24 protein-coding genes are annotated in these 23,733 nt (G+C 68.2%); 11 read left to right on the top strand and 13 right to left on the bottom strand.

The window, feature by feature from the left end:
- Positions 1–65 precede the first annotated feature (65 nt).
- Positions 66–1,043: a ribose-phosphate diphosphokinase gene (locus P5P27_RS03610; RefSeq protein ID WP_006897703.1), complete on the top strand. Its 978-nt coding sequence runs from the start codon at positions 66–68 to the stop codon at positions 1,041–1,043.
- A gap of 109 nt (positions 1,044–1,152) precedes the next feature.
- Here P5P27_RS03610 and P5P27_RS03605 read toward each other — a convergent pair whose 3' ends face one another.
- Positions 1,153–2,637, bottom strand: coding sequence for an MFS transporter (locus tag P5P27_RS03605; protein ID WP_006897702.1), 1,485 nt, complete (start codon positions 2,635–2,637; stop codon positions 1,153–1,155).
- Between the two features lie 164 nt (positions 2,638–2,801).
- Here P5P27_RS03605 and P5P27_RS03600 point away from each other — a divergent pair, with 164 nt between their 5' ends.
- Complete coding sequence (locus P5P27_RS03600; protein WP_045538502.1) at positions 2,802–3,392, top strand: TetR/AcrR family transcriptional regulator; 591 nt, start codon at positions 2,802–2,804, stop codon at positions 3,390–3,392.
- A 34-nt stretch (positions 3,393–3,426) separates the two neighbouring features.
- Positions 3,427–3,771: an arsenate reductase (glutaredoxin) gene (gene arsC / locus P5P27_RS03595; RefSeq protein ID WP_006897700.1), complete on the top strand. Its 345-nt coding sequence runs from the start codon at positions 3,427–3,429 to the stop codon at positions 3,769–3,771.
- A 38-nt stretch (positions 3,772–3,809) separates the two neighbouring features.
- Here arsC and P5P27_RS03590 read toward each other — a convergent pair whose 3' ends face one another.
- Entirely contained in the window at positions 3,810–4,265 is a 456-nt protein-coding gene (locus tag P5P27_RS03590) for a limonene-1,2-epoxide hydrolase family protein (RefSeq protein ID WP_006897699.1), read from the bottom strand.
- 164 nt (positions 4,266–4,429) lie between these two features.
- Between P5P27_RS03590 and P5P27_RS03585 the strand changes: the two genes are divergently transcribed.
- From P5P27_RS03585 to P5P27_RS03565, 5 genes are all read left to right on the top strand, one after another.
- A complete protein-coding gene (locus P5P27_RS03585; RefSeq protein ID WP_006897698.1) occupies positions 4,430–5,035 on the top strand; it encodes a 50S ribosomal protein L25/general stress protein Ctc in 606 nt (201 codons plus the stop codon).
- Between the two features lie 23 nt (positions 5,036–5,058).
- Positions 5,059–5,625 carry an aminoacyl-tRNA hydrolase gene (gene pth / locus P5P27_RS03580; protein WP_045538499.1) on the top strand — a complete coding sequence of 189 codons (567 nt, stop codon included), beginning with the start codon at positions 5,059–5,061 and terminating at the stop codon, positions 5,623–5,625.
- 154 nt (positions 5,626–5,779) lie between these two features.
- A complete protein-coding gene (locus tag P5P27_RS03575) occupies positions 5,780–7,144 on the top strand; it encodes a GH1 family beta-glucosidase (protein WP_278126410.1) in 1,365 nt (454 codons plus the stop codon).
- Positions 7,141–8,445: an MFS transporter gene (locus P5P27_RS03570; RefSeq protein ID WP_062368020.1), complete on the top strand. Its 1,305-nt coding sequence runs from the start codon at positions 7,141–7,143 to the stop codon at positions 8,443–8,445. The genes P5P27_RS03575 and P5P27_RS03570 overlap by 4 nt, the downstream gene beginning before the upstream one ends.
- Positions 8,446–8,508: 63 nt before the next feature.
- Entirely contained in the window at positions 8,509–9,627 is a 1,119-nt protein-coding gene (locus tag P5P27_RS03565; protein WP_045538511.1) for a beta-ketoacyl-ACP synthase 3, read from the top strand.
- 36 nt (positions 9,628–9,663) lie between these two features.
- On the opposite strand, the gene P5P27_RS03560 is transcribed toward P5P27_RS03565, so the two are convergent.
- From P5P27_RS03560 to P5P27_RS03530, 7 genes are all read right to left on the bottom strand, one after another.
- Positions 9,664–10,425 carry an ABC transporter permease gene (locus P5P27_RS03560; RefSeq protein ID WP_062368019.1) on the bottom strand — a complete coding sequence of 254 codons (762 nt, stop codon included), beginning with the start codon at positions 10,423–10,425 and terminating at the stop codon, positions 9,664–9,666.
- Complete coding sequence (locus P5P27_RS03555) at positions 10,409–11,413, bottom strand: ATP-binding cassette domain-containing protein (RefSeq protein ID WP_062368018.1); 1,005 nt, start codon at positions 11,411–11,413, stop codon at positions 10,409–10,411. Before P5P27_RS03555 ends, P5P27_RS03560 begins: the two co-directional genes overlap by 17 nt.
- Before the next feature lie 104 nt (positions 11,414–11,517).
- Entirely contained in the window at positions 11,518–12,162 is a 645-nt protein-coding gene (locus tag P5P27_RS03550) for a PadR family transcriptional regulator (protein WP_045538496.1), read from the bottom strand.
- An 88-nt stretch (positions 12,163–12,250) separates the two neighbouring features.
- Positions 12,251–12,847, bottom strand: a complete 597-nt coding sequence (locus P5P27_RS03545; RefSeq protein WP_278126404.1) for a TetR/AcrR family transcriptional regulator — start codon at positions 12,845–12,847, stop codon at positions 12,251–12,253.
- A complete protein-coding gene (locus tag P5P27_RS03540) occupies positions 12,844–13,713 on the bottom strand; it encodes an ABC transporter ATP-binding protein (protein ID WP_278126402.1) in 870 nt (289 codons plus the stop codon). The genes P5P27_RS03545 and P5P27_RS03540 overlap by 4 nt, the downstream gene beginning before the upstream one ends.
- A complete protein-coding gene (locus tag P5P27_RS03535) occupies positions 13,710–14,552 on the bottom strand; it encodes an ABC transporter ATP-binding protein (protein ID WP_062368015.1) in 843 nt (280 codons plus the stop codon). Before P5P27_RS03535 ends, P5P27_RS03540 begins: the two co-directional genes overlap by 4 nt.
- On the bottom strand, positions 14,549–15,607 hold the full coding sequence (locus P5P27_RS03530; protein ID WP_278126399.1) for an ABC transporter permease: 1,059 nt from the start codon (positions 15,605–15,607) through the stop codon (positions 14,549–14,551). The genes P5P27_RS03535 and P5P27_RS03530 overlap by 4 nt, the downstream gene beginning before the upstream one ends.
- Before the next feature lie 161 nt (positions 15,608–15,768).
- On the opposite strand from P5P27_RS03530, the gene P5P27_RS03525 reads away from it, so the two are divergent.
- Entirely contained in the window at positions 15,769–16,788 is a 1,020-nt protein-coding gene (locus P5P27_RS03525) for a beta-ketoacyl-ACP synthase III (RefSeq protein ID WP_045538489.1), read from the top strand.
- 66 nt (positions 16,789–16,854) lie between these two features.
- On the opposite strand, the gene P5P27_RS03520 is transcribed toward P5P27_RS03525, so the two are convergent.
- On the bottom strand, positions 16,855–17,652 hold the full coding sequence (locus P5P27_RS03520; protein WP_233500100.1) for a TSUP family transporter: 798 nt from the start codon (positions 17,650–17,652) through the stop codon (positions 16,855–16,857).
- Positions 17,653–17,697: 45 nt separating this feature from the next.
- On the opposite strand from P5P27_RS03520, the gene P5P27_RS03515 reads away from it, so the two are divergent.
- Together P5P27_RS03515 and P5P27_RS03510 are read left to right on the top strand one after the other, a co-directional pair.
- Positions 17,698–19,308 (top strand): peptide chain release factor 3, encoded by a 1,611-nt coding sequence (locus tag P5P27_RS03515; protein ID WP_278126397.1) that lies wholly within the window; start codon positions 17,698–17,700, stop codon positions 19,306–19,308.
- Entirely contained in the window at positions 19,308–19,967 is a 660-nt protein-coding gene (locus P5P27_RS03510; protein WP_006897683.1) for a hypothetical protein, read from the top strand. The genes P5P27_RS03515 and P5P27_RS03510 overlap by 1 nt, the downstream gene beginning before the upstream one ends.
- A 17-nt stretch (positions 19,968–19,984) precedes the next feature.
- On the opposite strand, the gene P5P27_RS03505 is transcribed toward P5P27_RS03510, so the two are convergent.
- The 3 genes from P5P27_RS03505 to P5P27_RS03495 all read right to left on the bottom strand — a co-directional run bounded on the left by P5P27_RS03505 (position 19,985) and on the right by P5P27_RS03495 (position 23,695).
- Positions 19,985–20,983, bottom strand: coding sequence for an enoyl-CoA hydratase/isomerase family protein (locus P5P27_RS03505; protein ID WP_006897681.1), 999 nt, complete (start codon positions 20,981–20,983; stop codon positions 19,985–19,987).
- Between the two features lie 80 nt (positions 20,984–21,063).
- A complete protein-coding gene (locus tag P5P27_RS03500) occupies positions 21,064–21,717 on the bottom strand; it encodes a DUF4282 domain-containing protein (RefSeq protein WP_278126395.1) in 654 nt (217 codons plus the stop codon).
- A 160-nt stretch (positions 21,718–21,877) separates the two neighbouring features.
- Positions 21,878–23,695 (bottom strand): ABC-F family ATP-binding cassette domain-containing protein, encoded by a 1,818-nt coding sequence (locus tag P5P27_RS03495; RefSeq protein ID WP_222111721.1) that lies wholly within the window; start codon positions 23,693–23,695, stop codon positions 21,878–21,880.
- Positions 23,696–23,733: the final 38 nt, after the last annotated feature.

The following is a 23,733-nucleotide window of genomic DNA, read 5'->3' as shown; positions in this document are numbered from 1 at the left end:
CGAACCGCCCCGGCGCTCACACTCCGAGTACAGAAGCCGACCGCCTAGGAGAGAATGAGTCACCCATGACTTGGACGACCGACAATCAGAAGAACCTCATGCTGTTCGCCGGACGGGCACATCCCGAACTGGCGCAGGCCGTGTCGGACGAGCTGGGCGTTCACATCACCCCGCAGACGGCGCGCGACTTCGCGAACGGCGAGATCTTCGTCCGCTTCGAGGAGTCGGTCCGCGGCAGCGACGCCTTCGTGCTCCAGAGCTGCCCGTACCCGATGAACCAGTGGGTCATGGAGACCCTCATCATGATCGACGCGCTCAAGCGCGGCTCGGCCAAGCGCATCACGGCGATCATCCCGTTCTATCCGTACGCACGCCAGGACAAGAAGCACCGCGGCCGCGAGCCGATCTCGGCGCGCCTGATCGCCGATCTGCTCAAGACCGCGGGCGCCGACCGCATCGTGACGGTGGATCTGCACACCGACCAGATCCAGGGCTTCTTCGACGGCCCCGTCGACCACATGCACGCACAGGGTCAGCTGGCCGAGTACGTGCGCAACAAGTACGGCACCGACAACATCTGCGTGGTGTCTCCGGACGCCGGCCGTGTGAAGGTCGGTGAGAAGTGGGCCGACTCGCTCGACGGCGCTCCGATGGCGTTCGTCCACAAGACGCGCGACCCCGACGTCCCCAACCAGATCAAGTCGAACCGCGTCGTCGGTGAGGTCGCGGGCAAGACCTGCGTGCTGATCGACGACATGATCGATACCGGCGGCACCATCGCGGGCGCCGTGTCGGTTCTCAAGGAGGCCGGCGCCGGCGACGTCATCATCGCCACCACGCACGGCGTGTTCTCGCATCCCGCCGCCGAGCGCCTCGCCACCTGCGGCGCCAAGGAGGTCATCGCGACCGACACGCTGCCGATCCCCGAGGACAAGCGTTTCGACAACCTGACGGTCCTGTCGATCGCACCGCTGCTCGCGCAGACCATCCTCGAGGTGTTCAAGAACGGCTCGGTCACCAGCCTGTTCAACGGGAACGCCTGACCAGTACCGCATACGACGCGAAAGACACGACGCGAGACGCCATGGTCCGGGAAACCGGCCATGGCGTCTCGCGTTCGTCTAAGCGGCGTGATCCGCCCGTTCAGACCGTTCAGACGGTCTGTTCGATTCCCTCGATCGCGACGTCGACGGTCTCCTCCGATCCGGTCGCCGCGCCACCCGGAGCGTCGGACCGTCCGGGGATGAAGAACGCCAGCACCAGCGCGGCCACGGCGGCGCCGGCGGCCAGCGCCATGATCCAGCGGAACGCGCTCTCCGACGGCACTGCCACGCCACCGAGCGTCATGGTCATCTGCGCGACGATCACACCCGCCAGCGCACTGGCGAACGACGTGCCGAGCGAACGCATGAGCGTGTTGAAGCTGTTCGCCGCACCGGTCTGCGACGGCGGAACCGCTCCCATGATGAGCGCGGGCATCGCACCGTAGGCGAGTCCGGTTCCGAATCCGATGATGATGCCGATGACGATGAGCTGCCAGATCGAGTGCAGGGCGAAGACGCCGAGCAGGTAGCCCAACGCCACCACGATGGCGCCCACCATCAGGGTGATCCTCGGTCCGAAGGTGTTGGTCAGCCACGACGAGAGCGGTGCCGCGAGCAGGAGCATGATGCCGAACGGCGCCATCACCAAGCCCGCCACCATCATCGACCCGCCGAGACCGTAGCCGGTGGCCTCCGGCATCTGGACCACCTGCGGGAAGACCATGCTCGCCGCGAACATCGCGAAACCGAAGACGATCGAGGCGATGTTGGTGAACAGCACCTGCGGGCGGACGGCGACGCGGACATCGACGATCGGCTGCGAGCTGCGCAGTTCCCAGCTCACCCACAGGATGAAGAGCACGATCGCTGCGGCGAAGCAGCCGAGGGTGGTGCCGCTCGACCAGCCCCAATCGGCGCCCTTCGAGACTGCGAGCAACAGCGCGAGCAGACCGCCCGACAGCGTCACGGCGCCGACGTAGTCGAAGCCGCCGCCCGACTTCTCCGGCGACTCCGGAACCACGATCACGACAGCGATCGCGCCTACGACACCCATGATCGCCGACACCCAGAAGAGCCAGTGCCAATCGGCGTACTCGGCGATCAGTGCCGCCAGCGGAAGCCCGAAGGCGCCGCCGACGCCCAGCGATGCACTCATGGTCGCGACCGCGCCGGCCAACTTCTCCTTCGGCAGCACGTCGCGCATCACGCTGATGCCGAGCGGAATCACACCCGCCGCGAGACCCTGCAGAGCTCGTCCCACGATCATCGGCACCACCGACGTGCTCAGCGCACCGATCACCGAACCGACGATCATGATGCCCATGCTCACCAGCAGCATGCGCCGCTTGCCGAACATGTCACCCAGCCGTCCCATCACCGGCGTCGCGACCGCCGCTGCCAGCAGTGTCGCGGTGATCACCCACGCGGTATTGGACGCCGGCGCGTTCAAGTACTCCGGCAGGTGCGGAATGATCGGGATCACCAGCGTCTGCATCAAGGAGACGACGATGCCGGCCAACGCCAGGACCGCTACGACGGCGCCGGTGGCCGGCGCTTTCTCCAGGGCCTCCGGGCCCGTCTTCTGTTCAACCATCTAAGAACGACCTCATCCGATACGAATGCGAGCGGGTCGGTGCCCGCTCGCGAGGAGTGTGTCCACACACTATCCGGAGGGTCCTCCGGATAGCAATGCGAGAGCGGCTACTGTCGTATCTGCAACACCGGCGACGACGAGAACGAGGAACGGGGGACACCGACGTGCCTGCCGCACCCGAGCCCGGGACCCGCCTGCGTTCAGACGCGCAGGCGAACTACAACCGTCTTGTCGCAGCGGCGACGACGGTGATCGATCGTGAGGGCGCAGACGCCCCGCTCACCCTCATCGCGGCGGAAGCCGACGTCGGGATCGGCACGCTCTACCGCCGCTTCCCCACACGCGCGCACCTGATCGAGGCCGTCTATCGGCACCGGATCACCACCCTCTGCGACACCACCGAGGACTTCCTCACCGACGAGCCGACGCCCCACGCCGCATTGCAGGGCTGGATGACCAGGTTCGTCGACATGCTGATCACCCATCGCGCCGTCCCCGACGCGATCCGCCCGCTGTTGGCCTCGGATACCGACTTCCGGACCGAGACACGCAACAATCTGATCGCGGCACTCGTCCGGTTCCTCAGCGAAGGACGGCGAACGGGCACCATCCGCGAGGACGTGGATCCGGTCGACATCCTGCGCGTACTGACCGGCATCGCCTTTCTCAGCGAGACCTCCGACCACGCCCGCGGCTCGATCGCCCTGGTGGCCGACGGGCTCAGGCCCCAGCAGATCAGGCCCCAGCAGAGCTGATCGCAGCAAGCCGGCACCCAGTAACCTGGACCACGTGGACGCCACGATCTATCACAACCCCCGCTGCACCACCTCCCGTAACGCACTCACCCGGCTGCGCGAGGCGGGCGTCGAGCCCGAGGTCGTCAAGTACCTCGACACCGGTTGGACGCGCGAACAGCTCACGGCCATGTTCGACGCCGCCGGGCTGACGCCCGCTCAGGCGGTCCGCAGACGCGAGAAGCTGTACAAGGAACTCGGGCTCGCCGACGCCTCGGACGACGAACTGCTCGATGCGATGGTCGACCATCCGGTTCTGGTGGAGCGGCCCTTCGTCGTCACCGAGAAAGGCACCCGGCTCGCCCGGCCGATGGACCGACTCGACGAGATCCTGCCGTAGCCCGCTAAGGATTCAGCCACGCTCACGATTCGGCCCCGCTAACGATTCACGCTGTACGCACTCACCGGATCCTCGAGCGGCCGATGCAAACCCGGAACGACCACCGCGGCGAGCGCGCGGACGAATCCCCGGGTGCAGTTCCAGAAGTCGAAGTAGTCACGCCACACGGCGATCCGGCCTTCGCGTACCTCGTTGCGGCCGCATACCCAGAACTGGATCCGCAACGGCCCCACCCGCAGTTCATCGATCCGCTCGGTCAGCACCACGCCGTCGTCGTCGGCGCTGATCGCGCGGATCTGCGCGTCGAATCCGATGCGATCGCCGTTGAGCCCGCGCATCACCTTCGCGAACCGTCGCTTGCCTCGTACGGTCGGCAGCGAGACGTTGGTGTACACGATCTCGTCGTCCACGCATTCCAGGGCCGCCTCGACCCGACCCTGGGCGAGGTCGGCGAAGAAGGCGTGGACGAGATCCGTCGGTTTCTGTGAGGTCATGCCCCGATGGTATTCTTGCCGCTGTTGTCTCGGCGAGGGTGCGAAGTCACCGTTATCGGCGCGACGGTCACCAGCTCTGCGGACTGCGTCGTCAGTCCACTCCTCGACCGTGTGCGGCGACGCTGAGGCGCCACCACGAAGAATCCCGAACCGAGGAGAATCGCATGGCTACCGCCCCGCAGCTCGCCGCCGCCGTCCGTGAAGAGAAGGGCAAGGGCGCCGCGCGCCGCGCCCGCGCCGCAGGCCAGGTCCCCGCCGTCCTGTACGGCCACGGCACCGACCCGGAGCACCTGCTGCTCCCCGACCGTGAGCTCGCCGCCATTCTGCGCGCCAACGGTGTCAACGCCGTCGTGGAGCTCGACATCGCCGGCCAGAAGCAGCTCGCGCTGACCAAGCAGGTCGACGTCCACCCGATCCGCAACTACATCGAGCACGTCGACCTGCTCATCGTCAAGCGCGGCGAGAAGGTCAACGTCGAGGTCGCCATCCTGATCGAGGGCGTCGCCGCCAGCGGCACGCTCACCATTCAGGACGCCAGCGCCGTCGAGGTGGAGGCCGAGGCCCTGCACATCCCGGAGAACATCGTCGTGGACGTCCACAACCTCCCCGCGGGCACCAACGTCACCGCCGCCGACCTGAAGCTGCCGGCCGGCGTCGAACTGATCACCGACCCCGAGACCCTCGTGGTCACCATCGAGGCCGCCAAGACCGCCGCGGAGACCGTGGGCGAAGAGGCCGACGAGGAAGCCGCCGAGGACGCCGCGGAGTGATCTCCCCGGCTGGACGGCTCTGAGTGAAACTCATTGTCGGACTGGGCAATCCCGGTCCCGCTTACGAGAAGACCAGGCACAACGTCGGCGCGATGGTCGCCGACGGCCTGGTCTCCTCGTACGGCGAGAAATTCTCCGTGCACAAGCGCTCCGGCGCGCTGACCGCCACTGTGCGCATCGGCGGCGAACCGGTACTGGTCGCGAAGTCACGGACGTACATGAACGTCACGGGCAGGCAGATCGGCCCGCTGGCGTCGTACTACTCGGTCGCTCCCGGCGACCTGATCGTGCTCCACGACGAGCTCGACATCGACTTCGGTGCCGTGCGTCTCAAACTCGGCGGCGGTGAAGGCGGGCACAACGGCCTGCGCTCGATCAGCCAGACCCTCGGTACCCGCGACTACCTGCGCGTCCGTCTCGGCATCGGGCGCCCGCCCGGACGTCAGGATCCGGCCGATTACGTCCTCAAACCGTTTCCCGGTTCGGCGAAGGCCGAGGTGGAACTGCTGGTGGCCAACGGTGTCGACGCCGCCGAACTGCTCGTGAAGCAGGGACTCGAAGCCGCTCAGAACGTCGTTCACGCCTGGTAGTCGGCCCGACGTCACCCGACCCGCCCGACGAGCCTGCGGCCGTCGGGACAAATTTGCGCGACCGCCTTCCCGATCCCCTCGCCGTCGGCGATGATGTCCTCAGTCGACTCTTGATCAATTGATCAAATCCCGCGACATGAAGGAGGTCATCGGTATGACGGCGCCCGCAGGCGACACCAGAACCGACATCCCCGGGCTGCCCCGCCCGATCCGCTGGTCGGCGGCTACGGCAGCGTTCCAGATCGAGGGTGCGCGCGACGAAGGCGGCCGCGGTCGGTCGGTGTGGGATCTGTGGGTGCAGACGCCCGGCAAGGTGATCGACGGTTCCACCGCCGAACCAGGCCCCGACAGCTATCACCGGTGGGCCGAGGACGTCGCGCTCGCCGCCGGCCTCGGGCTCGACCGCTACCGGTTCTCCATTTCCTGGACCCGGGTGCAGCCAGACGGCACCGGGCCGTCGAACCCCGCGGGCCTGGACTATTACTCGCGACTGGTCGACGATCTGCTCGCGGCGGGCGTCACGCCCTTTCCCACGCTGTATCACTGGGATCTGCCGGTGCCGATTCACGAGGCCGGCGGCTGGTGCTCACGCGACACCGCCGCACGCTTCGCGGACTACACGGCACTCGTCGCCGACCGGCTCGGCGACCGGGTGAAGAACTGGTACACGATCAACGAACCCGCGATGACCACCCTCCAGGGCTACGCCGTCGGCGCGCTCGCGCCCGGAGAGTTCCTGCTCTTCGACGCCCTCCCGACCGCCCATCACCAACTGCTGGCTCACGGTCTGGCCACCCGAGCGCTGCGGGCGGCCGGAGCCGACGCCGTCGGCGTCGCCAACAACCACACGCACGTCCGGCCGCTGAATCCCGAGTCCCCCGCCGATCGTTCGGCCGTGGACGCCTACGACTTGCTCCACAATCGCATCTTCGCCGATCCGATTCTCACCGGCGCGTACCCGGACCTGTCCGCGTTCGGCCATGAGATGCCGGTGCGCGAGGGCGACATGGAGACGATCGGCCAGGCGCCCGACTTCTACGCGGTCAACTTCTACAACCCGACGACGGTGACCGCTCCGACGGGCGAGGACAATCCGATCCCCTTCGACATCGTCCCCGCCCCGGGGGCACCGGTCACCGGATTCGGCGACGAGTGGCCGATCGTCCCCGAAGCGCTCACCGCGCTGCTCGTCGACTTCACCGAGCGCTATCGCGACCTCCCGCCCCTGATCGTCAGTGAGAACGGCGCCTCGTTCCCCGAGCCGGACCGTGCCGCACGCGTCGACGACGCTGACCGGATCTCGTATCTGGACGGTCATATCCGCGCGGTGGGAGCGGCCATCGCCGCCGGCGCCGACGTCGAGGAGTACACGGTGTGGTCGCTGATCGACAACTTCGAGTGGGCCGACGGCTTCACCCAGCGCTTCGGCCTGGTTCACGTCGACTTCGACACCGCCGAGCGCACGCCCAAGGCCTCCTACGACTGGTACCGCCGCGTCATCGAGGGGAACCGCGCGTGAACCGCCCCGCCCCGATCGGGCGCCGCTGGATGACGCTGTTCACGCTCGCCTGGCTGGTGATCTGGATGGCGCAACTGACACCCCTGCAACTGTTGTTGCCACTGCAGCTCGACTCGCAGACCTCCGACGACGGCGACCGCTGGATCCACAGCGTGGTGGTGTCCGGCCTCATCCTCGGCATCGGCGCCCTGGCGGGCGTGGTCGCCGGTCCGCTCGCGGGTGCCGCGTCCGACCGCACCGACGGCTCCCGGTTCCCGTCGTGGCTGGGCGGCCGACGCCGGGTCTGGGCGCTCGGCGGCAGTTGGGGCATCGCGCTCTTCCTCGCGCTGACCGGGCTCGCCCACCGTCCCTGGCTGGTGGCGATCTGCTGGGTCGGGGTCTCGGTAGCGGTCGCGGTGGCATCGGCGGCGTTCACCGCGATGATCCCCGATCAGCTGGCGCCCGACCAGCGCGGCGCGGCCTCGGCGGCCATCGGTTCCTCACAGGCCCTCGGCATCGTCCTGGGCGTGGGCACGGTGGTGGTCCTCGGTCTCGATGTCCTGCCCGGTTATCTGGTGCTGGCCGCACTCGTCGTCGTGGTCGGCACGTGGGCGTCGATGGGCCTGCCCGACCGCCCGGCGCCGCGCAGCGAACTCGCGATCGGCATCACCGACCGCCCACGCTGGGCGTCGCTGCGCGACCGCGACTTCTGCTGGATGCTCGGCGGTCGACTCATCGCCAACGTCGGCAACGCACTCGGAACATCGTTGTTCCTGTTCTTCCTCCTCTACGGCCTGCACCAGGACAAGGACGCGGCCGAGGACAATCTGCTGATCCTGATCGTCGTGTACACGATCTTCGTGGTCGGCAGCTCCGTGATCTTCGGGATGATCTCCGACCGTCGGGGCCACCGCCGGACGCTCACCGTCGTCGCGGCGATGGTCCAGGCCTGTTCGGGACTGGTGATCCTCGCGCATCCCACGTATGCGGTCACGATGGCCGGCGCGGCTCTCATGGGTGTCGGCTACGGCGCGTTCATGACCGTCGGCCTCGCCTTCGCCACCGATCTGCTGCCGCACGTGGAGGATCACGGCCGGGACCTCGGCATCGTCAACGTCTCCGCGGCCCTGGGTCAGTTGGTCGGGCCCATGCTGGGAGCGGGACTGGTCGCCGCGGTCGGCGGATTCTGGCTGGTCTTCGCGATGGCATGTGTGTTGTCCGTGGTCGGAGGCCTGATGACGCTGGGCGCCCGGAACACCGACTCCGCCCCCGCGGTCGTCGAGCCGACATCCTCTGCCGACGCCGGTTCGGCCCGGAAGTAGAATTACGCCCGAGTGTCCGGCGCACCACGGTCGCCGGAATCGAGCAATGAGAACGGACGAATCTTGGCGACATTGGCTACCCCGTCGGGCCACCCGAACGTTGCGATGCTGGGCATCGGCGCATACCGCCCCAAGCGACTGATCACCAACGACCAGCTGTGCCGGGTGCTCGACTCGTCCGACGACTGGATCTTCGAGCGCAGCGGCATCCGCAACCGTCGCTGGATCAGCGGCGACGAGACGATGCGGAGCATGTCAGCGGCGGCCGCCGATCGCGCGATCGTCAACTCCGGTGTCGATCGCGAGAAGATCGATCTGATCATTCTCGCCACCAGCAGCTGGCCGTGGAACGTCCCGCACGGAGCCCCGATCATCGCCTCCGACATCGGCCTCAACGGCATCCCCGCCTTCGATGTGGCGGCAGGCTGCGGCGGCTTCGGTTACGCCCTCGGCGTCGCCGCCGACGCGCTCCGCGCGGGCAGCGCACACTATGCCGTCGTCATCGGCGTCGAGACCATGTCCGTCGGTCTCGACCCGACCGACCGCAGCACCGGATTCATCTTCGGAGACGGGGCCGGAGCGGTGGTCGTGGGGCCGAGCGAGGTGAACGGAATCTCCCCGGTGGTGTCCGGCAGCGACGGCGAGAACGCCGAGGCCATCGCACAGAACATCAACACCGTCGACTACATGGCACGATCGGTCGAGTACCAGGAGAAGGATCCGCAGACCGATCCCGTCGGGCGGATGATCATCAAGATGGAGGGGCCCAGGGTGTTCCGCTGGGCCGCCATCACCCTGCCCAAGGCGCTGACCAAGCTGCTCACCGAGTCGGGTGCGGGGCCCTCGGACATCGAGGTCTTCGTCCCGCACCAGGCCAACGCCCGGATCAACGAGCTGATGCGGAAGAATCTCGGCCTGCCCGACGACCTGCCGATGGCGGGCGACATCGAGAACACCGCGAACACGTCGGCGGCCTCGATCCCGCTGGCCATCGAGGAGATGCTGGCGACCGGCAAGGCCCAGGGCGGCCAGTTGGCCCTCATCCTCGGCTTCGGCGCGGGTCTGAGCTACGCCGGCTGCGTGGCGACACTTCCGCCGGCACCGACCGTCTCGTCCTTCGACGGGCTCGACGAGGCCGAGCCGGGACCCCTCGCCGCGCATCTGGCCGGCATCGTCGACTGACGCCGGCCCTGACGGGTCGACTGACGCCGGTCGCGCTCAGGCGTTCTCCTTCCGGAAGACGCTGGTGCCCCACCATCCGCCCAGGGCGCTGAGCACGATCGCCGCCAGCAGACCCCACGCCACCTGCGACGACATCACGTCGCCGAGGAACGAACTGCGCACCGAGTCCACGATCCAGCGGAAGGGCATGAAGTCCGACACGCGCTCGAGCCACGCCGGCCCGAGAGTCATCGGCAGGAGGATGCCCGACAGCAGCAGGATCGGCATCAGCAGCATGTTGAGGACCGGCGCCATCACGTCCTCGCTCTTGGTGGTGAGCGCCAAGGCGTTCGACGCGGCGGCGCAGGCACCGCCGACCAACAGCGTGATGACGATGCCGAGAACGATGCCCGGCACCGAGGCCCGCATTCCCATCGCGTAGCCGAGAGCCACGAGGATCAGTGCCTGGACGAGCAGCTGCAGGAGGTCGCGCAGGAGCCGGCCGAACAGCAGCGAGGTCCGGCCGGCCGGTGTCACGCGCTCGGCTTCGATGACGCCCTCACGCCACTCGCCGATCAGCCCGAACCCGGCGAACATGGCACCGAACATTCCGAGCTGCACCAGCAGACCGGGAACGAGGAAGGTGTACGCGTTGTCGCCGACTCCCGGGAACTGCGCGACCAGCGGTTTCAGCAACGGCCCGAAGAGGACCAGATACATCACCGGTTGCATGATGCCGATGAGAACCCACGCGGGATTGCGCAGATTCATCCGCAGCTGCCGGCGGAAGACGATGTACGACTCACGCAGAAATCTCATCGGACACCTCCTCGGTGTCGGCAGCGGCCTCCGCATCGCGAAGACTGCGGCCGGTCAGGGTCAGGAAGACATCGTCGAGGGTCGGCCGCATGATCTCGATGGACTCGATCGTGTTGCCGCTCGCCTCGAGTTCGCGCAACAGCCCCGGCACCACCTTCGCCGACCCGCGGAGCCGGGCCCGGACTCCGACGCCGTCGACGCGGATCTCAGTGGCACCGAGCGACTCCAGTTGCGCCGCCGCGCGTGCGACGGGTTCACCGGCGCCGAACTCCAGGTGCACCAGATCGCCGGACACCTGTGACTTGAGGTTCTCCGGTGTGTCGGCCGCGACGATCCGGCCGTTGTCGATGATCATGATCCGGTCCGAGAGCGCGTCCGCCTCATCCAGGTAATGCGTGGTCAGGAACACCGTGGCACCGCGCTCGGTGCGCAGCTTGGAGATGTGTTCCCACAGGTTCGCGCGCGCCTGCGGGTCCAGCCCCGTCGTCGGCTCGTCGAGGAAGACCAGCGTCGGATCGTGGATCAGTCCCATCGCGATGTCGAGTCGGCGCCGCTGACCGCCCGACATGTTCTTGGGCATGCGATCCCACAGTCCGTCGAGTTGCAGTTGCGCGAACAGTTCCTTACCTCGTCGCACGGCGTCACGTCTGCTCATGCCGTACAACTGGCCGTGGTCGGCCACCTCGTCTCCGGCCAGCGCCTGAGAGAACGTCGCACCCATCTGGGAGACATAGCCGATGCTGCGCCGCACCTGAACCGACTCGGTGGTGACGTCGTACCCGTTGACCGTCGCGGTGCCCGCCGTCGGACGCAGGAGCGTAGTCAGCATTCGCAAGGTCGTCGTCTTGCCCGCGCCGTTGGGGCCGAGGAAGCCCACCACCTCCCCTTCGGCGATGTCCAGGTCGACGCCGTCGACCGCACGGACCTCGCGTTTGGACTTGCCCTTGCCGGTGACGAAAGTCGCGACGAGTCCGCGTGCGTGAATCATCCCGGTTCCTTCCGGTAGTCAAATTTGACTAGTCAATAGTGCGACGACGGCAGGCGGCGTGTCAATGGCCGGTCCGGTCGGCGGGCGGTCGGTTCGGCGTGTAGTCAGTTCGGCGCGCGGTGCAGCGCCGCGCGATAACGTTCGCGATCCTCGACGATCTGGTAGCCGGGGTCGTCGGCGGGCGGCGCCCACCGGCCGGTGTCCTCGAAGCTGAGCGCGCCGGAGGCCATGTCGGCGAGCACCCCGTCGAGCCAGTGCAGTTCCACCTCCGCGAACTGCTTCCACAGTGCCAGAGAGCGCAACGCGTGCGGCGGTGCGTAGGCCCGCCCGTCCTCCGGTGGCATGACGTCGCCGATGGCCCGGCGCACCGCGTCCCGGCGGGCGCGCAGAGCCGCTTCCGCGCGCCGGTCGCCGAGCATCGGGAGCAGTCCGAACGCGGCTTGGAAAGCGTGGCGGTCGTAGACGTTCACCTCCGAGACCCCGGCGACGATCGCGTCTTCCAGCACGACCCTGCCTGCTTCGGCGAGTTCGTACACCACCACGTCGCGACCGCCGTCGCCGATCGTGTGGTCGATCAGCAGCCCCTGGCCCGCCAGAGATCGCAGAGCGTGGTAGATCGATCCGGGATTGATGCTCGCCCAGGCGTCGACCTGCCACGACATCAGCTCGCGCCGGATCTGATAGCCGTTCACCGGCTCGAACAATCCGACCGCGCCGAGCACCAGGAGCCGAGTGGTCGTGACGGACATACCTGTCACGGTAATCCGGTCAGTGCCGGAGCGGACGCACTACCCGGCGGCGCTAGATGTCCGGGGAGTACAGCTGACATGGAGGTGTCTAGAGGTCGCCCGTCAGATAATGATCCATCACCGGCCCCACCTGGCGGGCGAGCTCGTCCGGCGTCGCACTCGCGATCTCGGGTAGCGCGAAGACGTAGCGGGCCATCACCAGGCCCAGCATCTGGCCCGCGACCAGCGAGATCCTCCGCTGTCTCTGATCGCCTCGCGCCACGTCGTGCAGGACGCGTCCGGCCGCGCCGAGGAAGAACTCCCGCACTCTGCCCGCGACCTCGTCGTCCGTCGCCGCCACACGCAGCATCGCGATCGCGCGCAGCCGCTGCTCCGGATTCTCCTCCCAGAAGCCGATGGCGCGGCGAACGAGCGCGACGCCGACGTCCGTCGACTCCGCGACCCCGGCCAGGATGTCGGCCGGATCGCGCTCCGGAGTCAGCGCCGCCACCAGCAGGCCCGATTTGGTTCCGAAGTAGTGGTGGATCAACGCGGCGTCGACGCCGGCGGCCCGCGCGACCTCGCGCATCGACGTGCGGTCGAATCCCTTGGCGGCGAAAAGCTCCCGGGCAGCGTCGAGGATCGCACCGCGAGTCCGGCCGGCTCCGTCGTCGCCCGGCGGCCGCCCCCTGGTGCGTGCGTTCACAGCGCCGGCCGTTCCCGGGCGAGAACCAGCATCCGTTCCTCGATGGTGGCTCGGACGGGTTCGCACTCGGCGGAGACTCCCGCGGCATCGAGTACCGCGTCGATCTGCGCCGGATCGGTGTCGGGCACTCGGATGTCGCGGCCGGCCAGGATCACCGGCACGTCGGCGTCGTTCAACGCCGCGAAGGCCGCCGCCCAGTCGTCGGTGCGAACGGCGATCGCGCGGGTGTCGCCGATGATGTCGTCCTCGCTGCCCGACCCGACCAGCCGACCGCCGACCATCAGAAGCAGCCGGTCGCACTGCTGCGCTTCCTCCATGTAGTGCGTCGTGACCAGCACCCCGACGCCGGCCTCCGCCTGCTGACGGATGGTGTCCCACAGCCGGGCGCGGGCGAGGGCGTCGACGCCGGACGTCGGTTCGTCGAGAACGAGGACTTCCGGTCGGTGAGCGAGGGCGATGGCGAACGCCGCCTGCCGCTGGGCGCCCAGGGACAGATCCCGCACGAGGGTGCGCCGCACGTCGGAGAACCGGCCGGGCAGTTCGGCGTTCTGCGCGCGGTAGGCGTCGGCGCTGAACTCCAGGTTCTCCTCCACCGTGAGGTCGGTGTAGAGCCCCAGGTTCTGCGGAACGTAGCCCAATCGTGCACGACGATCCCGATCCGGCGCGCCGCCGAGGACCTCGACGGAGCCCTCGGACGCCGCCAACAGGCCCAGAAGCATGCGGATGAGCGTGGTCTTCCCCGCTCCGTTGGCCCCGATGAGCCCGACCACTTCGCCTGCTTCGACGCTCATCGACACATCGTCGACAGCGGTGACGTCGCCGAATCGCCGGGTCACCGACCGCGCCCGCAGCACCGGTTCACTCATGCCGTCACCTCCCGTCGCATCCGGTCGGCGAGCGACAGTGAGATGACGATGTCCTCCAGATCGGGGTCCACCGGTTCGAGATCCACCGGGCGGGTCTCGCCGCCGGGCCGTTCGTCGGGCCAGTACTCGTGACGCTCGCGTCCCCGGCGCCATGACCACTCCGGTCGCGCAGGCTGTGCCGAGCGAGTGACGACTCCGGTGAATCCGGAGCGCACGTCGTCATAGGAGCCCTGTGTCAGAACCCGTCCGGAGTCGAGGACCACCAGGTGCCCGGCGCGTTCGGCCTCGTCCAGGTACGTCGTCGACATCAGGACCGCGGCGCCTTCCGCCGCCGCCTCGGAGATCATCCGCCACAGATCGATGCGGCTGACCGGATCGACTCCGGTGCTCGGCTCGTCCATGACCAGCAGCTCGGGCCGGTGCAGCATCGCCATGGCCGCTCCCAGTTTGCGGCGCATACCGCCGGATAGCGCGGAGGCGGTCCGGTCCGCCGCGTCCGCGAGGCCGGCACGCCCGATCAGTTCGTCGCACCGCCGGTCGAGCTCGGTTCCGCGCAGGCCGTAGATCCCGCCGACGAACTCCAGGTTCTGCCGCACCGTCAGCGCCGCCCAGCTGCCCGGGCCCGCGGCGAGGAATCCGATGTGGTTCTTCCGCGGCGCACGCACCGTGCCCGTCGTCGGCGCGAGTTCACCGACCACGGTGCGCAGCAGCGTCGACTTGCCCGCGCCGTCGCCGCCGACCAGTGCGACGACCGTCCCGGCCGGCGCCCGCACGGACACATCGTCGAGGGCCGTCCGGTCACCGAACCGCACGCTCACCCCGTCGATCTCGGCGATCATTCGGCGCCCGCCTCGCTCGCCGCGTTGTGCACCTTCGGCGCGTTGGGAGCGAGATCACGCCGGAAGCGGAGCGTCGCCCCGGTGAACACCACGACGGCCATCACCGCCAGGACCACCAACGGGAGCCACAGCGACGAGATCGGCGCATCGCGCAGCATCACCCCCTGGGAGATCATCGTGAAATAGGTCAGCGGCAGCAGATAACCGATCCACCGCACGCCCGCGGCCATCGCTTCCAGCGGAAAGATCATCCCGGAGAGCAGAATCTGCGGCATCAACAGCATGAATGCGGTCTGAATCGCCTGCCCGGTGGTCTGGGAGACGGTCGAGATGAAGACTCCCAACCCGAGGACCACGAACAGGAAGAGCGCCGATCCCAGCGCGAATATCAGCACGTTCCCGTTGAACGGGACGTCGAACAACAGCATGCCGAGGACGGTCACGATGATCAGGTCGACCGCCGCGAGCAGGAAGTACGGCACGATCTTTCCGAGAATCACCTGACTCGGCCGGATCGGCATCACCGCGAGTTGTTCCAGTGTGCCAGCCTCCCGCTCCCGCACCAGACCGATGCTGGTGATGATGGTGCCGATGAACGTGAGGATCAGACCGATGATCGCGGGCACCATCACCCACGACGTCTTCAGATCCGGGTTGAAGAGGACCTCGACGTGGACCCGGTCGCCGAACTTGTTGAGCACCCCGACGCTCGACTGGGCGGCGAACATGTTCGACCCGTCGACGAACGCCGTCGCCTGCTCCCCGGGACCGGCGGGGGCCACCACCGCGACATCGACCTCGTTCTCGCGCAGCAGGTCCTTCGCGTCTGCGGCCGTGCGGTCGGGGTAGGTATCGGTGACATCGAAGTACCCGGGCAGCGACTGCGCCACCTGTGTCGCCGTCGGCCCGACCACCGCGGTCTTGACCGAGGAGACGTAGAAGTTGGCCGCGTACCCGAAGATCACCAGCAGCAGAAGCGGCAGGACGATCAGCATGGCCATCGTGCGGGGGTCTCGCCTGAGTTCGCGGAACTCCTTGAGGATCATCGCGCGCATAGGACCATCTGACCACTGCGAGCCACTCTGGTCAACGCTTGATGAATATTTTTCCGACCCACTCGGCGCCTCGCGTTACTTCCAGGTAACTGCGCGGCCGTGAGAGCGTGGAAGACAAAGGTGTGCTCCGGCACACATGCCTAGCGATCGGAGACCCAGATATGGCCGAATTGCCTGAAGCCGTCGGCACACAGATGATCGGCATGCTCGGGATCGGCGCCCACCGCCCCGAGCGCGTCGTCACCAACGACGAGATCTGCGAGCACATCGACTCCTCGGACGAATGGATCTACACCCGCACCGGCATCAAGAGCCGGCGGTTCGCGCGCCGGGACGAGACCGTGGTGGAGATGGGCGTCAACGCCGGCCGCAAGGCGATTGCCAACGCCCTCCTTTCGGGCGCGGACATCGATGCGGTCATCCTCGCCACCAACACCCATCTGCTGCTGACGCCCGCCGGCGCCGTCGCGATCGCCACCGAACTCGGTGCCAACGGAGTCCCCGCGTTCGACGTCACCGTCGGCTGCGCCGGATTCGGCTACGCGCTGTCGCTGGCCTCCGACATGGTGCGCGGCGGCAGCGCCACCCACGTACTGGTGGTCGGTGCCGAACAACTGTCGGTGACTCTCGACATGACCGACCGCACCAACTGCTTCATCTTCGGCGACGGCGCGGGCGCCGTGGTGGTCGGCCCCACCGAGAAGCAGGGCCTCGGCCCGGTGGTGTGGGGAAGCGACGGAACGCAGTTCAACGCGATCCGGCAGGACATCGACTGGGTCAGCTACATGGACGCCGGCGACATCGAGAAGCGGCCGTACCTGCGGCTCGAGGGCACCGCCGTGTTCCGCTGGGCCGCGTTCGAGATGGGCAAGGCCGCTCAGCGCGCACTCGACGTCGCCAAGGTCGACGCCGCCGACATCGACGTCTTCGTTCCGCATCAGGCCAATTCGCGGATCAACGAGTTGCTTGCGCGCAGTCTGAAGTTCCCCGAGTCGACTGTCGTGGCGAACGACATCGAGAAGACCGGCAACACCTCGGCGGCGTCGATTCCGCTCGCCATGGAGGACCTGCTCTCCACCGGGCAGGCCAAACCCGGCGACACGGCCCTCCTGCTCGGTTACGGCGCCGGGCTCAGCTACGCCGCTCAGGTCGTCACGATGCCGCCGATACCGTTCGAGTGAGAGCTCCGAGAATTTCGGCTCCCGCAGCGCTCTGTGAGACCGTTGCGGGAGCCGAAATTTCTTCGATTACCAGAACTGGTCGTAGGTGAGCTTGCCGGCCATCACCACGACCACCACGAGCAGCGCCACCCGAACCACGCCCGTGCCACGGCCGAGCACCAGCGTCGATCCCAGCACCGATCCGGCGATGTTGGCCGCGGCCAGGATCGCGCCCAGCGTCCACCACACGTCGCCCTGCACCGCGAAGACCACGAGCGCGCCGCCGTTGGTGGCAGTGTTCGCCACCTTCGCCAGCGTGGCACTGGTGAGGAAACTCTGGCCGAGAAGCGCCGTCAACGTGATGATCAGGAACATGCCGGTCCCCGGACCGAAGATTCCGTCGTAGAAGCCGATGACGCCGAAGGCCACCAGCGCCGCCGCGTAGCGACCGCGCCGGATCGGTCTCGAACCGGCGGCGCTCGCCGACCCGAACTCCGGGCGGCGCGCCACGAAGAGACCGACCGCCACCATCAGCACGATGACCACCGGCCGCATCACGTCAGAACTGAGGGCTCCGGCGGCCAGCGCGCCGAGCGCGGCACACGAGGCGGCGACGGGCACGCTCGCCGCGGCGAGCCCGCGGTCGACCGGCACCCGCCGCAGGTACAGCACCGCCGCGGTCGCGGTCCCCCAGATCGCGGTGAGCTTGTTGGTGCCGAGTGCCGTCGCCGGCGCCATCGACGGAAAGACGATGAGCAGCAGCGGGATCAGCACGAGTCCGCCTCCGCCGACCACCGCGTCGATCCAGCCCGCGACCACCGCGCCGCCGATCAACAGGGTCAGCACGGCTGGATCGGGCAGCGGCACGGGGATTCCTTCGCTCACTCGGAGATTTTGCGTCTGACGTCGGCAGACAGATAGCGTAATCGAGTGAGTTCTGAGGTCATCGCACGCGAGGTGAAGCGCCGTCGAACCTTCGCCATCATCTCCCATCCCGACGCGGGCAAGTCGACGATGACCGAGGCCCTGGCGCTGCACGCCCGGATGATCAGCGAGGCAGGCGCGGTGCACGGCAAGGGCGGCCGCCGATCCACCGTCTCGGACTGGATGGAGATGGAGAAGGCACGCGGAATCTCCGTGAGCTCCACCGCACTCCAGTTCAGCTATTCACCGGGCGACGCCGACGCCGCCGATGCACCGAACGTCATCAATCTCGTCGACACACCCGGTCACTCCGATTTCTCCGAGGACACCTACCGGGTGCTGACGGCGGTGGACGCGGCCGTCATGCTGATCGACGCGGCGAAGGGACTGGAGCCGCAGACACTGAAACTGTTCCAGGTCTGCCGCCACCGCGGAATCCCGGTCATCACCGTCGTGAACAAGTGGGACCGCCCCGGCCGAACCCCGCTGGAGCTGATCGACGAGATCAGCGAGCGCATCGGCCTGATCCCGACCCCGCTGTACGTTCCGGTCGGCATCGCCGGCGACTACCGCGGTCTGCTCGACCGCCGCACCGGCGACTACATCCACTTCGAGCGCACCGCGGGCGGAGCGAAGATCGCGCCGGAGGAACTCCTCACCGCCGACCAGGCGGCCGAGCGCGAGGGCGACGCGTGGGTGGCCGCCCGGGAGGAGAGCGAACTCCTCGCCGAGCTGGGCCAGGACCACGACCAGGAAATGTTCCTGGCGGGCCAGACGTCGCCGATGATCTTCACCTCGGCCATGCTGAACTTCGGCGTGCGGCAGCTGCTCGACGCCCTCGTCGAATTCGCGCCGCCGCCGCGCGGGCGCGAGTCGATCGATGGCGTCGAGCGCGCCGTGACCGACCCGTTCAGCGCCGTCGTCTTCAAGGTCCAGGCCGGCATGGACACCAGCCACCGCGACCGCCTCGCCTACATGCGGATCGTGTCCGGCGAGTTCGAGCGCGGCATGGTCGTCACGCACGCGCAGACCGGCAAACCGTTCGCGACGAAGTACGCGCAGGCGGTGTTCGGGCGCGACCGCTCCACCGTCGACACCGCGTTCCCGGGCGACGTGGTCGGTCTGGTGAACGCGATGGCGCTGGCTCCCGGCGACACGCTGTACATCGACCCCCGGGTCCAGTACCCGCCGATCCCCTCGTTCGCTCCCGAACACTTCTCGTCGCTGCGCGTCACCACCGCCGACAAGTACAAGCAGTTCCGCAAGGCCGTCGACCAGATGGACGCCGAAGGCGTGGTCCAGGTGCTACGCAACGACGTCCGCGGCGACGCCTCGCCGGTCCTGGCCGCCGTCGGCCCGATGCAGTTCGAGGTCGTCACCGCGCGAATGAAGGCGGAGTTCAACGTCGACACCATCATCGAACCGCTCGGATACAGCCTCGCCCGCCGCACCGACGAACAGAGCGCACCCGAGCTCAACCGTCAGCGCGGCGTCGAGGTCTTCACCCGCAGCGACGGCGCGATCCTCGCCCTGTTCTCCGACAAGTGGCGCCTGCAGTACATCGAGAAGGAACACCCCGATCTGCTGCTGGAGCCGCTGGTCGCCGCGGCCGACTGATGGTCCCGCTGCGCCGCGCCGCGGTGCCCCTGATGCTCCTGGGCCTGACCGCCTGCGGCACCGACGCGACGACCGTCGACGAATCGGTCCCACCGCCTCCGCACAACGGGTCGACCAAGACGCTCGCCGACGGTGACTGCTCGGCGACACCCGCGGCCGGCCGGATCGTCCGGAGCGGTTACGGGCTGAACTATTCGCGCGGCACGATGACGGTCTCGGTGAAGCGTCCCGGCTCGCAGCGCTGCGTCGCCTTCGCCAAGTCCGGCCGCACCGACCCCGCGGTGCCGCCGGACACGCTGCTGTTCACCTTCACCGGAGACCGCGGCGAGGGCGGGCAACTGGAGTTCCTGGCGGTCGATCTCGCGGGTGGGATCCTCCCCTGGCCGGCCGGTGCATCGGCCCGGGAGCCCGGGGCGCCTATCACCGCGACCGTCGGCGTCTCGCTCGACGGCACGTACTTCACATCCGCCACGTGCACGCTGCGGCTCGCAACCGTGACCGAGACGAGGGCTGCAGGTCGGTTCGACTGCCCCGACGCGCTCGCTGCGCGGGCGAATCCCTTCGATCCCGACGACGACGTCTCCTACGACGATCCGACGGTCCCGGCGGCCCCACCCGAGTCGGCGGCGCTGTCGGGTCTGTTCACCGTGGAGAAGTAGGTCCGGACGCAGTCGCGCTAGGCGATGATCGCGGCGACGGTCGCGGCATCCACCTCTTCGACGGTCGCGGGCGAGAACGCCGGATTCCGGTCCTTGTCGACGAGGACCGCGCGGACGCCCTCGACGAAGTCGGGATGCCGGGTGATGCGGCCGGCTGCGGCCAGTTCACGGTCGAGACACTCGGCGAGCGATGAGGTCGCCCCCGCGGTGATCAGCCCGGCCGTCACCCACAGGCTGGTCGGTGACGCCGACGCCAGCAGATCGAGCATCTCCTCGGCCCACGCGTCACCGACCGCACCGCGCAGGCCGCCCACGATGCCGACGACGTTGTCGTCGTCGAAGTACTCGGCGATCTTGCGCAGCGGGAGATCGCTGGTGACCGGCCCACGATGGTCGGCGAGTGCGTCCCGCAGCGGGTCTCCGCGGCGGACGGCGTTCGCCACATCGTCGATCCGCTCCGACGGCACGAAATGAGTCGCGAGTCCGATGGCGACGGCATCGGCGCCGCGCAGGCGTGCGCCTGTCAGCCCGAGCCACATCCCGACGCCCTGCGGCAGACGCGGAAGGAAATACGTGGACCCCACATCGGGGAAGAACCCGATCGCGGTCTCCGGCATCGCGATCAACGCCTTCTCGGTGACCACCCGGACCTCGCCGTGCACGCTGATGCCCAGTCCACCACCCATGGCCGCACCGTCGACGAGGGCGACGTACGGCTTCGGGTACTCCGCGACGAGCTGGTTCAGCCGGTACTCGGCGGCGAAGTACCGGACCACCTCGTCGCTCTCACCGGCGAGCACGTGGTCGCGCACCACGCGGATGTCGCCGCCGGCGCAGAAGGCGCGATCACTCGAGGAGGTGACCAGCACGGTCTCGATCGCGTCGTCGTCGCCCCATTCCTCCAGCACGGAGTGCATCTCGGTGATCATCGACAGATCCAGGGCATTGAGCGCGCGGGGGCGGTCGAGGACGATCTCGCCGACGCCGCCGCGCACCTGGGTGCGGATGTAGGACATTCAGTCACGGTAGCGCAGCGTCCGTACCGCAGAAGAGAACGGGCGGGTCGAGCGACCGCTCGACCCGCCCGAGTATCCGATCAGCTGCGGGAGGTGTTCTCCGCGACGCGGCCGGTGTTCTCGGCGATACGAGCGGTGTTCTGGCTGATCTTGAAGATCGCGATGTACAGCTCGAAGATCACGCGCGCGAGGATCAGATAGATGAGGTACACCAGCGGCACGATGATCAGTGCCACGATCACCGTCAACAGGCCCGCGCCGACGTTGTCGCCCATCTCGGCGAAGCCGGAGATCACGCCGCCGATCAGTGCGATCGCGGCGATGATGGTGAACACGATCGTGACGATCATGTACAGCACCGGGATCACCCGGGTGGCGACCATCTTGCTGAACTGGAAGTCGAAGAGCGCCGACAGGAAGGAGCCGGACTCCTCCGGCGGCGGCTGGTGAGCGGCGCCGGGATCGACCGGGTAGGTCGGCTGGTTGTAGGCGCCGAACTGCTGCGTGTAATCGGACGGCTGGCCGTAGCCTCCGGGCTGCTGGCCGTACGTCTGCCCGTACTGGGGCTGACCGTACGGCGTCTGGCCGGGCTGGGATTGACCGGCCTGGGACTGACCGTAGTCGGGCTGACCGGGCTGGGACTGGCCGGGCTGCGGTTGACCGGGCTGGGACTGACCGTGATCGGGCTGCTCGCCCTCGGGCTGGTTGAACGGATCGTTAGGCGGAGTCGTCATACGTGAACCTCTCAGGAGTCATGCCTGATCGCCAGGTCGGCGACACTTGGTTGGAACAACGTAACAACTGGCTGTGACCCTCGCAGGCTCCCCGGCCGACACCGTCACGCGATGCGGTCGCGTCACGTGTCGGGCCGGCGGACGCGCACGCGCGCCGCGGTCACGAATCGAGCAGTTCGGCCGCCTCCATCCACTCGGTCTCGGCGATCTCCTTGGCCGCCACCACTTCCCGGAGTCTGGCGTCCAGATCGGCGAGCCGGTCGGGATCGACGGCGGCGTCGACCATCTCGGCGTGGAGCTTCTCCTCCTGCGCACTGAGCTTCTCCATCTGACGCTCCGCGCGGCCGAGTGCCTTGCGCGCCGCCTGGTGTTCGGCGGCCGAGAGTCCGCCGTCACCGGACGCGGGCTTCGGCTCGGCGGCCGGAGCGGATCGGCGGGCCGGAGCCGCATCGGTCTCGGCCGCCCGTCGTTCCAGGTACTGGTCGATTCCGCGCGGCAGGTTCGTCAGCGCGCCGTCGCCGAACAGCGCCCAGGTGCTGTCGCAGACCCGTTCGATCAGATACCGGTCGTGGCTGATCACGACCAGCGTTCCGGCCCAGGAGTCGAGCAGATCCTCCACCTGCTGGAGCGTGTCGATATCGAGATCGTTGGTCGGCTCGTCGAGCAGCAGCACATTGGGTTCGGCCATCAGCACACGCGTGAACTGCAGGCGGCGACGTTCGCCGCCGGACAGGTCTCCGACCGGCGTGCGCTGTCGCGCCGGGGAGAACCCGAGCCGTTCCGCGAGCTGACTCGCCGACAACTCCTTGTCGCCGAGCGTCACATGACCGGCCACCTCCTCGACAGCGTCGAGCACGCGCAGGGTGGGATCGAGGTCGTCGAGTTCCTGACGCAGCCAGCCGATCGAGACGGTCTTGCCCTCGATGCGGCGGCCCGGCGACACCGGCACCTCGCCGGCGAGCGCCCGCAGGAGCGTGGTCTTGCCGGAACCGTTGACCCCGACGAGGCCGACCCGCTCCCCCGGCGCCAGCCGCCAGGTGGTGTCCTCGAGCAGCACTCGACCCTCGGCGCCGTCCGACGACGGTGCGGTGAGCCGCGCGTTCTCGAGTTCGATGACCACGCGGCCGAGGCGGCGCTTGGCGAATGCGGAGAGTTCGACGGTGTCGCGCGGCGGGGGCACGTTCGCGATCAGCTTCTCGGCCGCCTCCACCCGGTAACGCGGCTTGGACGTGCGCGCTGGAGCACCGCGCCGCAGCCACGCCAGTTCCTTGCGCGCGAGGTTGCGCCGGCGCTCCTCGGCGGCATCGGCCTGCCTGGCGCGTTCGGCTCGCGCGAAGATCCAGTCGTTGTAGCCGCCCTCGTATTCGTCTACGCGCCCGGAGTGGACCTCCCACGTGCGGGTGGCGACGGTGTCCAGGAACCAGCGGTCGTGAGTGACGACGATGAGCGCGCTGCGCCGGTTCACCAGATGTTCGGCGAGCCAGTGAACGCCCTCGATGTCGAGATGGTTGGTCGGTTCGTCGAGGATCAGCAGGTCGGAGTCGGTCACCAGCGCGGCCGCGAGGGCCGTCCGACGACGTTGCCCTCCGGAGAGCTCGCCCACCTTGCGGTCGAGGATCGCGTCGACCCCGATACCTGCGAGGATGCCGCGGATCCGGGCGTCGCCGGCCCACTCGTGTTCGGGGGCGTCGGCGCCGACCACCGCGTCGGCGACGGTGATGCCGGGATCGAGGTCGCCGCCCTGAGTGACCGTCGCGATGTGGATGCCACCCGCTCGCGAGAGGCGCCCGGAATCGGGTTCGGTGATGCCCGCCAGGATCTCGAGCAGGGTCGTCTTACCGCCGCCGTTGAGCCCGACGACGCCGATGCGCTCACTCTCGTGCACGCCGACACTGACCTCGTCCAGAAGCGGCTTGATGCCGAAGCTCTTGCTGATGCGTTCGGCGTTGATCAGCGACGTATTGGTACGCGGGGGCATTCGTGCTTTCCGTTCAGTCAGTCGTCCAGCGAGGTCAG

Origin of the sequence: Gordonia sihwensis, assembly GCF_029632925.1 — a bacterium.
In the GTDB taxonomy this organism is placed as follows: Bacteria; Actinomycetota; Actinomycetes; order Mycobacteriales; family Mycobacteriaceae; genus Gordonia; species Gordonia sihwensis.
This window is presented reverse-complemented; position numbering and strand designations above follow the sequence as displayed.

Bases quoted from the DNA above. Each gene is read 5' to 3' on its own strand.
- P5P27_RS03610 (WP_006897703.1), top strand. From the start codon at position 66: ATGACTTGGACGACCGACAATCAGAAGAACCTCATGCTGTTCGCCGGA.
- P5P27_RS03605 (WP_006897702.1), bottom strand. From the start codon at position 2,637: ATGGTTGAACAGAAGACGGGCCCGGAGGCCCTGGAGAAAGCGCCGGCC.
- P5P27_RS03590 (WP_006897699.1), bottom strand. From the start codon at position 4,265: ATGACCTCACAGAAACCGACGGATCTCGTCCACGCCTTCTTCGCCGAC.
- P5P27_RS03585 (WP_006897698.1), top strand. From the start codon at position 4,430: ATGGCTACCGCCCCGCAGCTCGCCGCCGCCGTCCGTGAAGAGAAGGGC.
- P5P27_RS03575 (WP_278126410.1), top strand. From the start codon at position 5,780: ATGACGGCGCCCGCAGGCGACACCAGAACCGACATCCCCGGGCTGCCC.
- P5P27_RS03560 (WP_062368019.1), bottom strand. From the start codon at position 10,425: ATGAGATTTCTGCGTGAGTCGTACATCGTCTTCCGCCGGCAGCTGCGG.
- P5P27_RS03555 (WP_062368018.1), bottom strand. From the start codon at position 11,413: ATGATTCACGCACGCGGACTCGTCGCGACTTTCGTCACCGGCAAGGGC.
- P5P27_RS03550 (WP_045538496.1), bottom strand. From the start codon at position 12,162: ATGTCCGTCACGACCACTCGGCTCCTGGTGCTCGGCGCGGTCGGATTG.
- P5P27_RS03540 (WP_278126402.1), bottom strand. From the start codon at position 13,713: ATGAGTGAACCGGTGCTGCGGGCGCGGTCGGTGACCCGGCGATTCGGC.
- P5P27_RS03535 (WP_062368015.1), bottom strand. From the start codon at position 14,552: ATGATCGCCGAGATCGACGGGGTGAGCGTGCGGTTCGGTGACCGGACG.
- P5P27_RS03530 (WP_278126399.1), bottom strand. From the start codon at position 15,607: ATGCGCGCGATGATCCTCAAGGAGTTCCGCGAACTCAGGCGAGACCCC.
- P5P27_RS03525 (WP_045538489.1), top strand. From the start codon at position 15,769: ATGGCCGAATTGCCTGAAGCCGTCGGCACACAGATGATCGGCATGCTC.
- P5P27_RS03510 (WP_006897683.1), top strand. From the start codon at position 19,308: ATGGTCCCGCTGCGCCGCGCCGCGGTGCCCCTGATGCTCCTGGGCCTG.
- P5P27_RS03505 (WP_006897681.1), bottom strand. From the start codon at position 20,983: ATGTCCTACATCCGCACCCAGGTGCGCGGCGGCGTCGGCGAGATCGTC.
- P5P27_RS03500 (WP_278126395.1), bottom strand. From the start codon at position 21,717: ATGACGACTCCGCCTAACGATCCGTTCAACCAGCCCGAGGGCGAGCAG.
- P5P27_RS03495 (WP_222111721.1), bottom strand. From the start codon at position 23,695: ATGCCCCCGCGTACCAATACGTCGCTGATCAACGCCGAACGCATCAGC.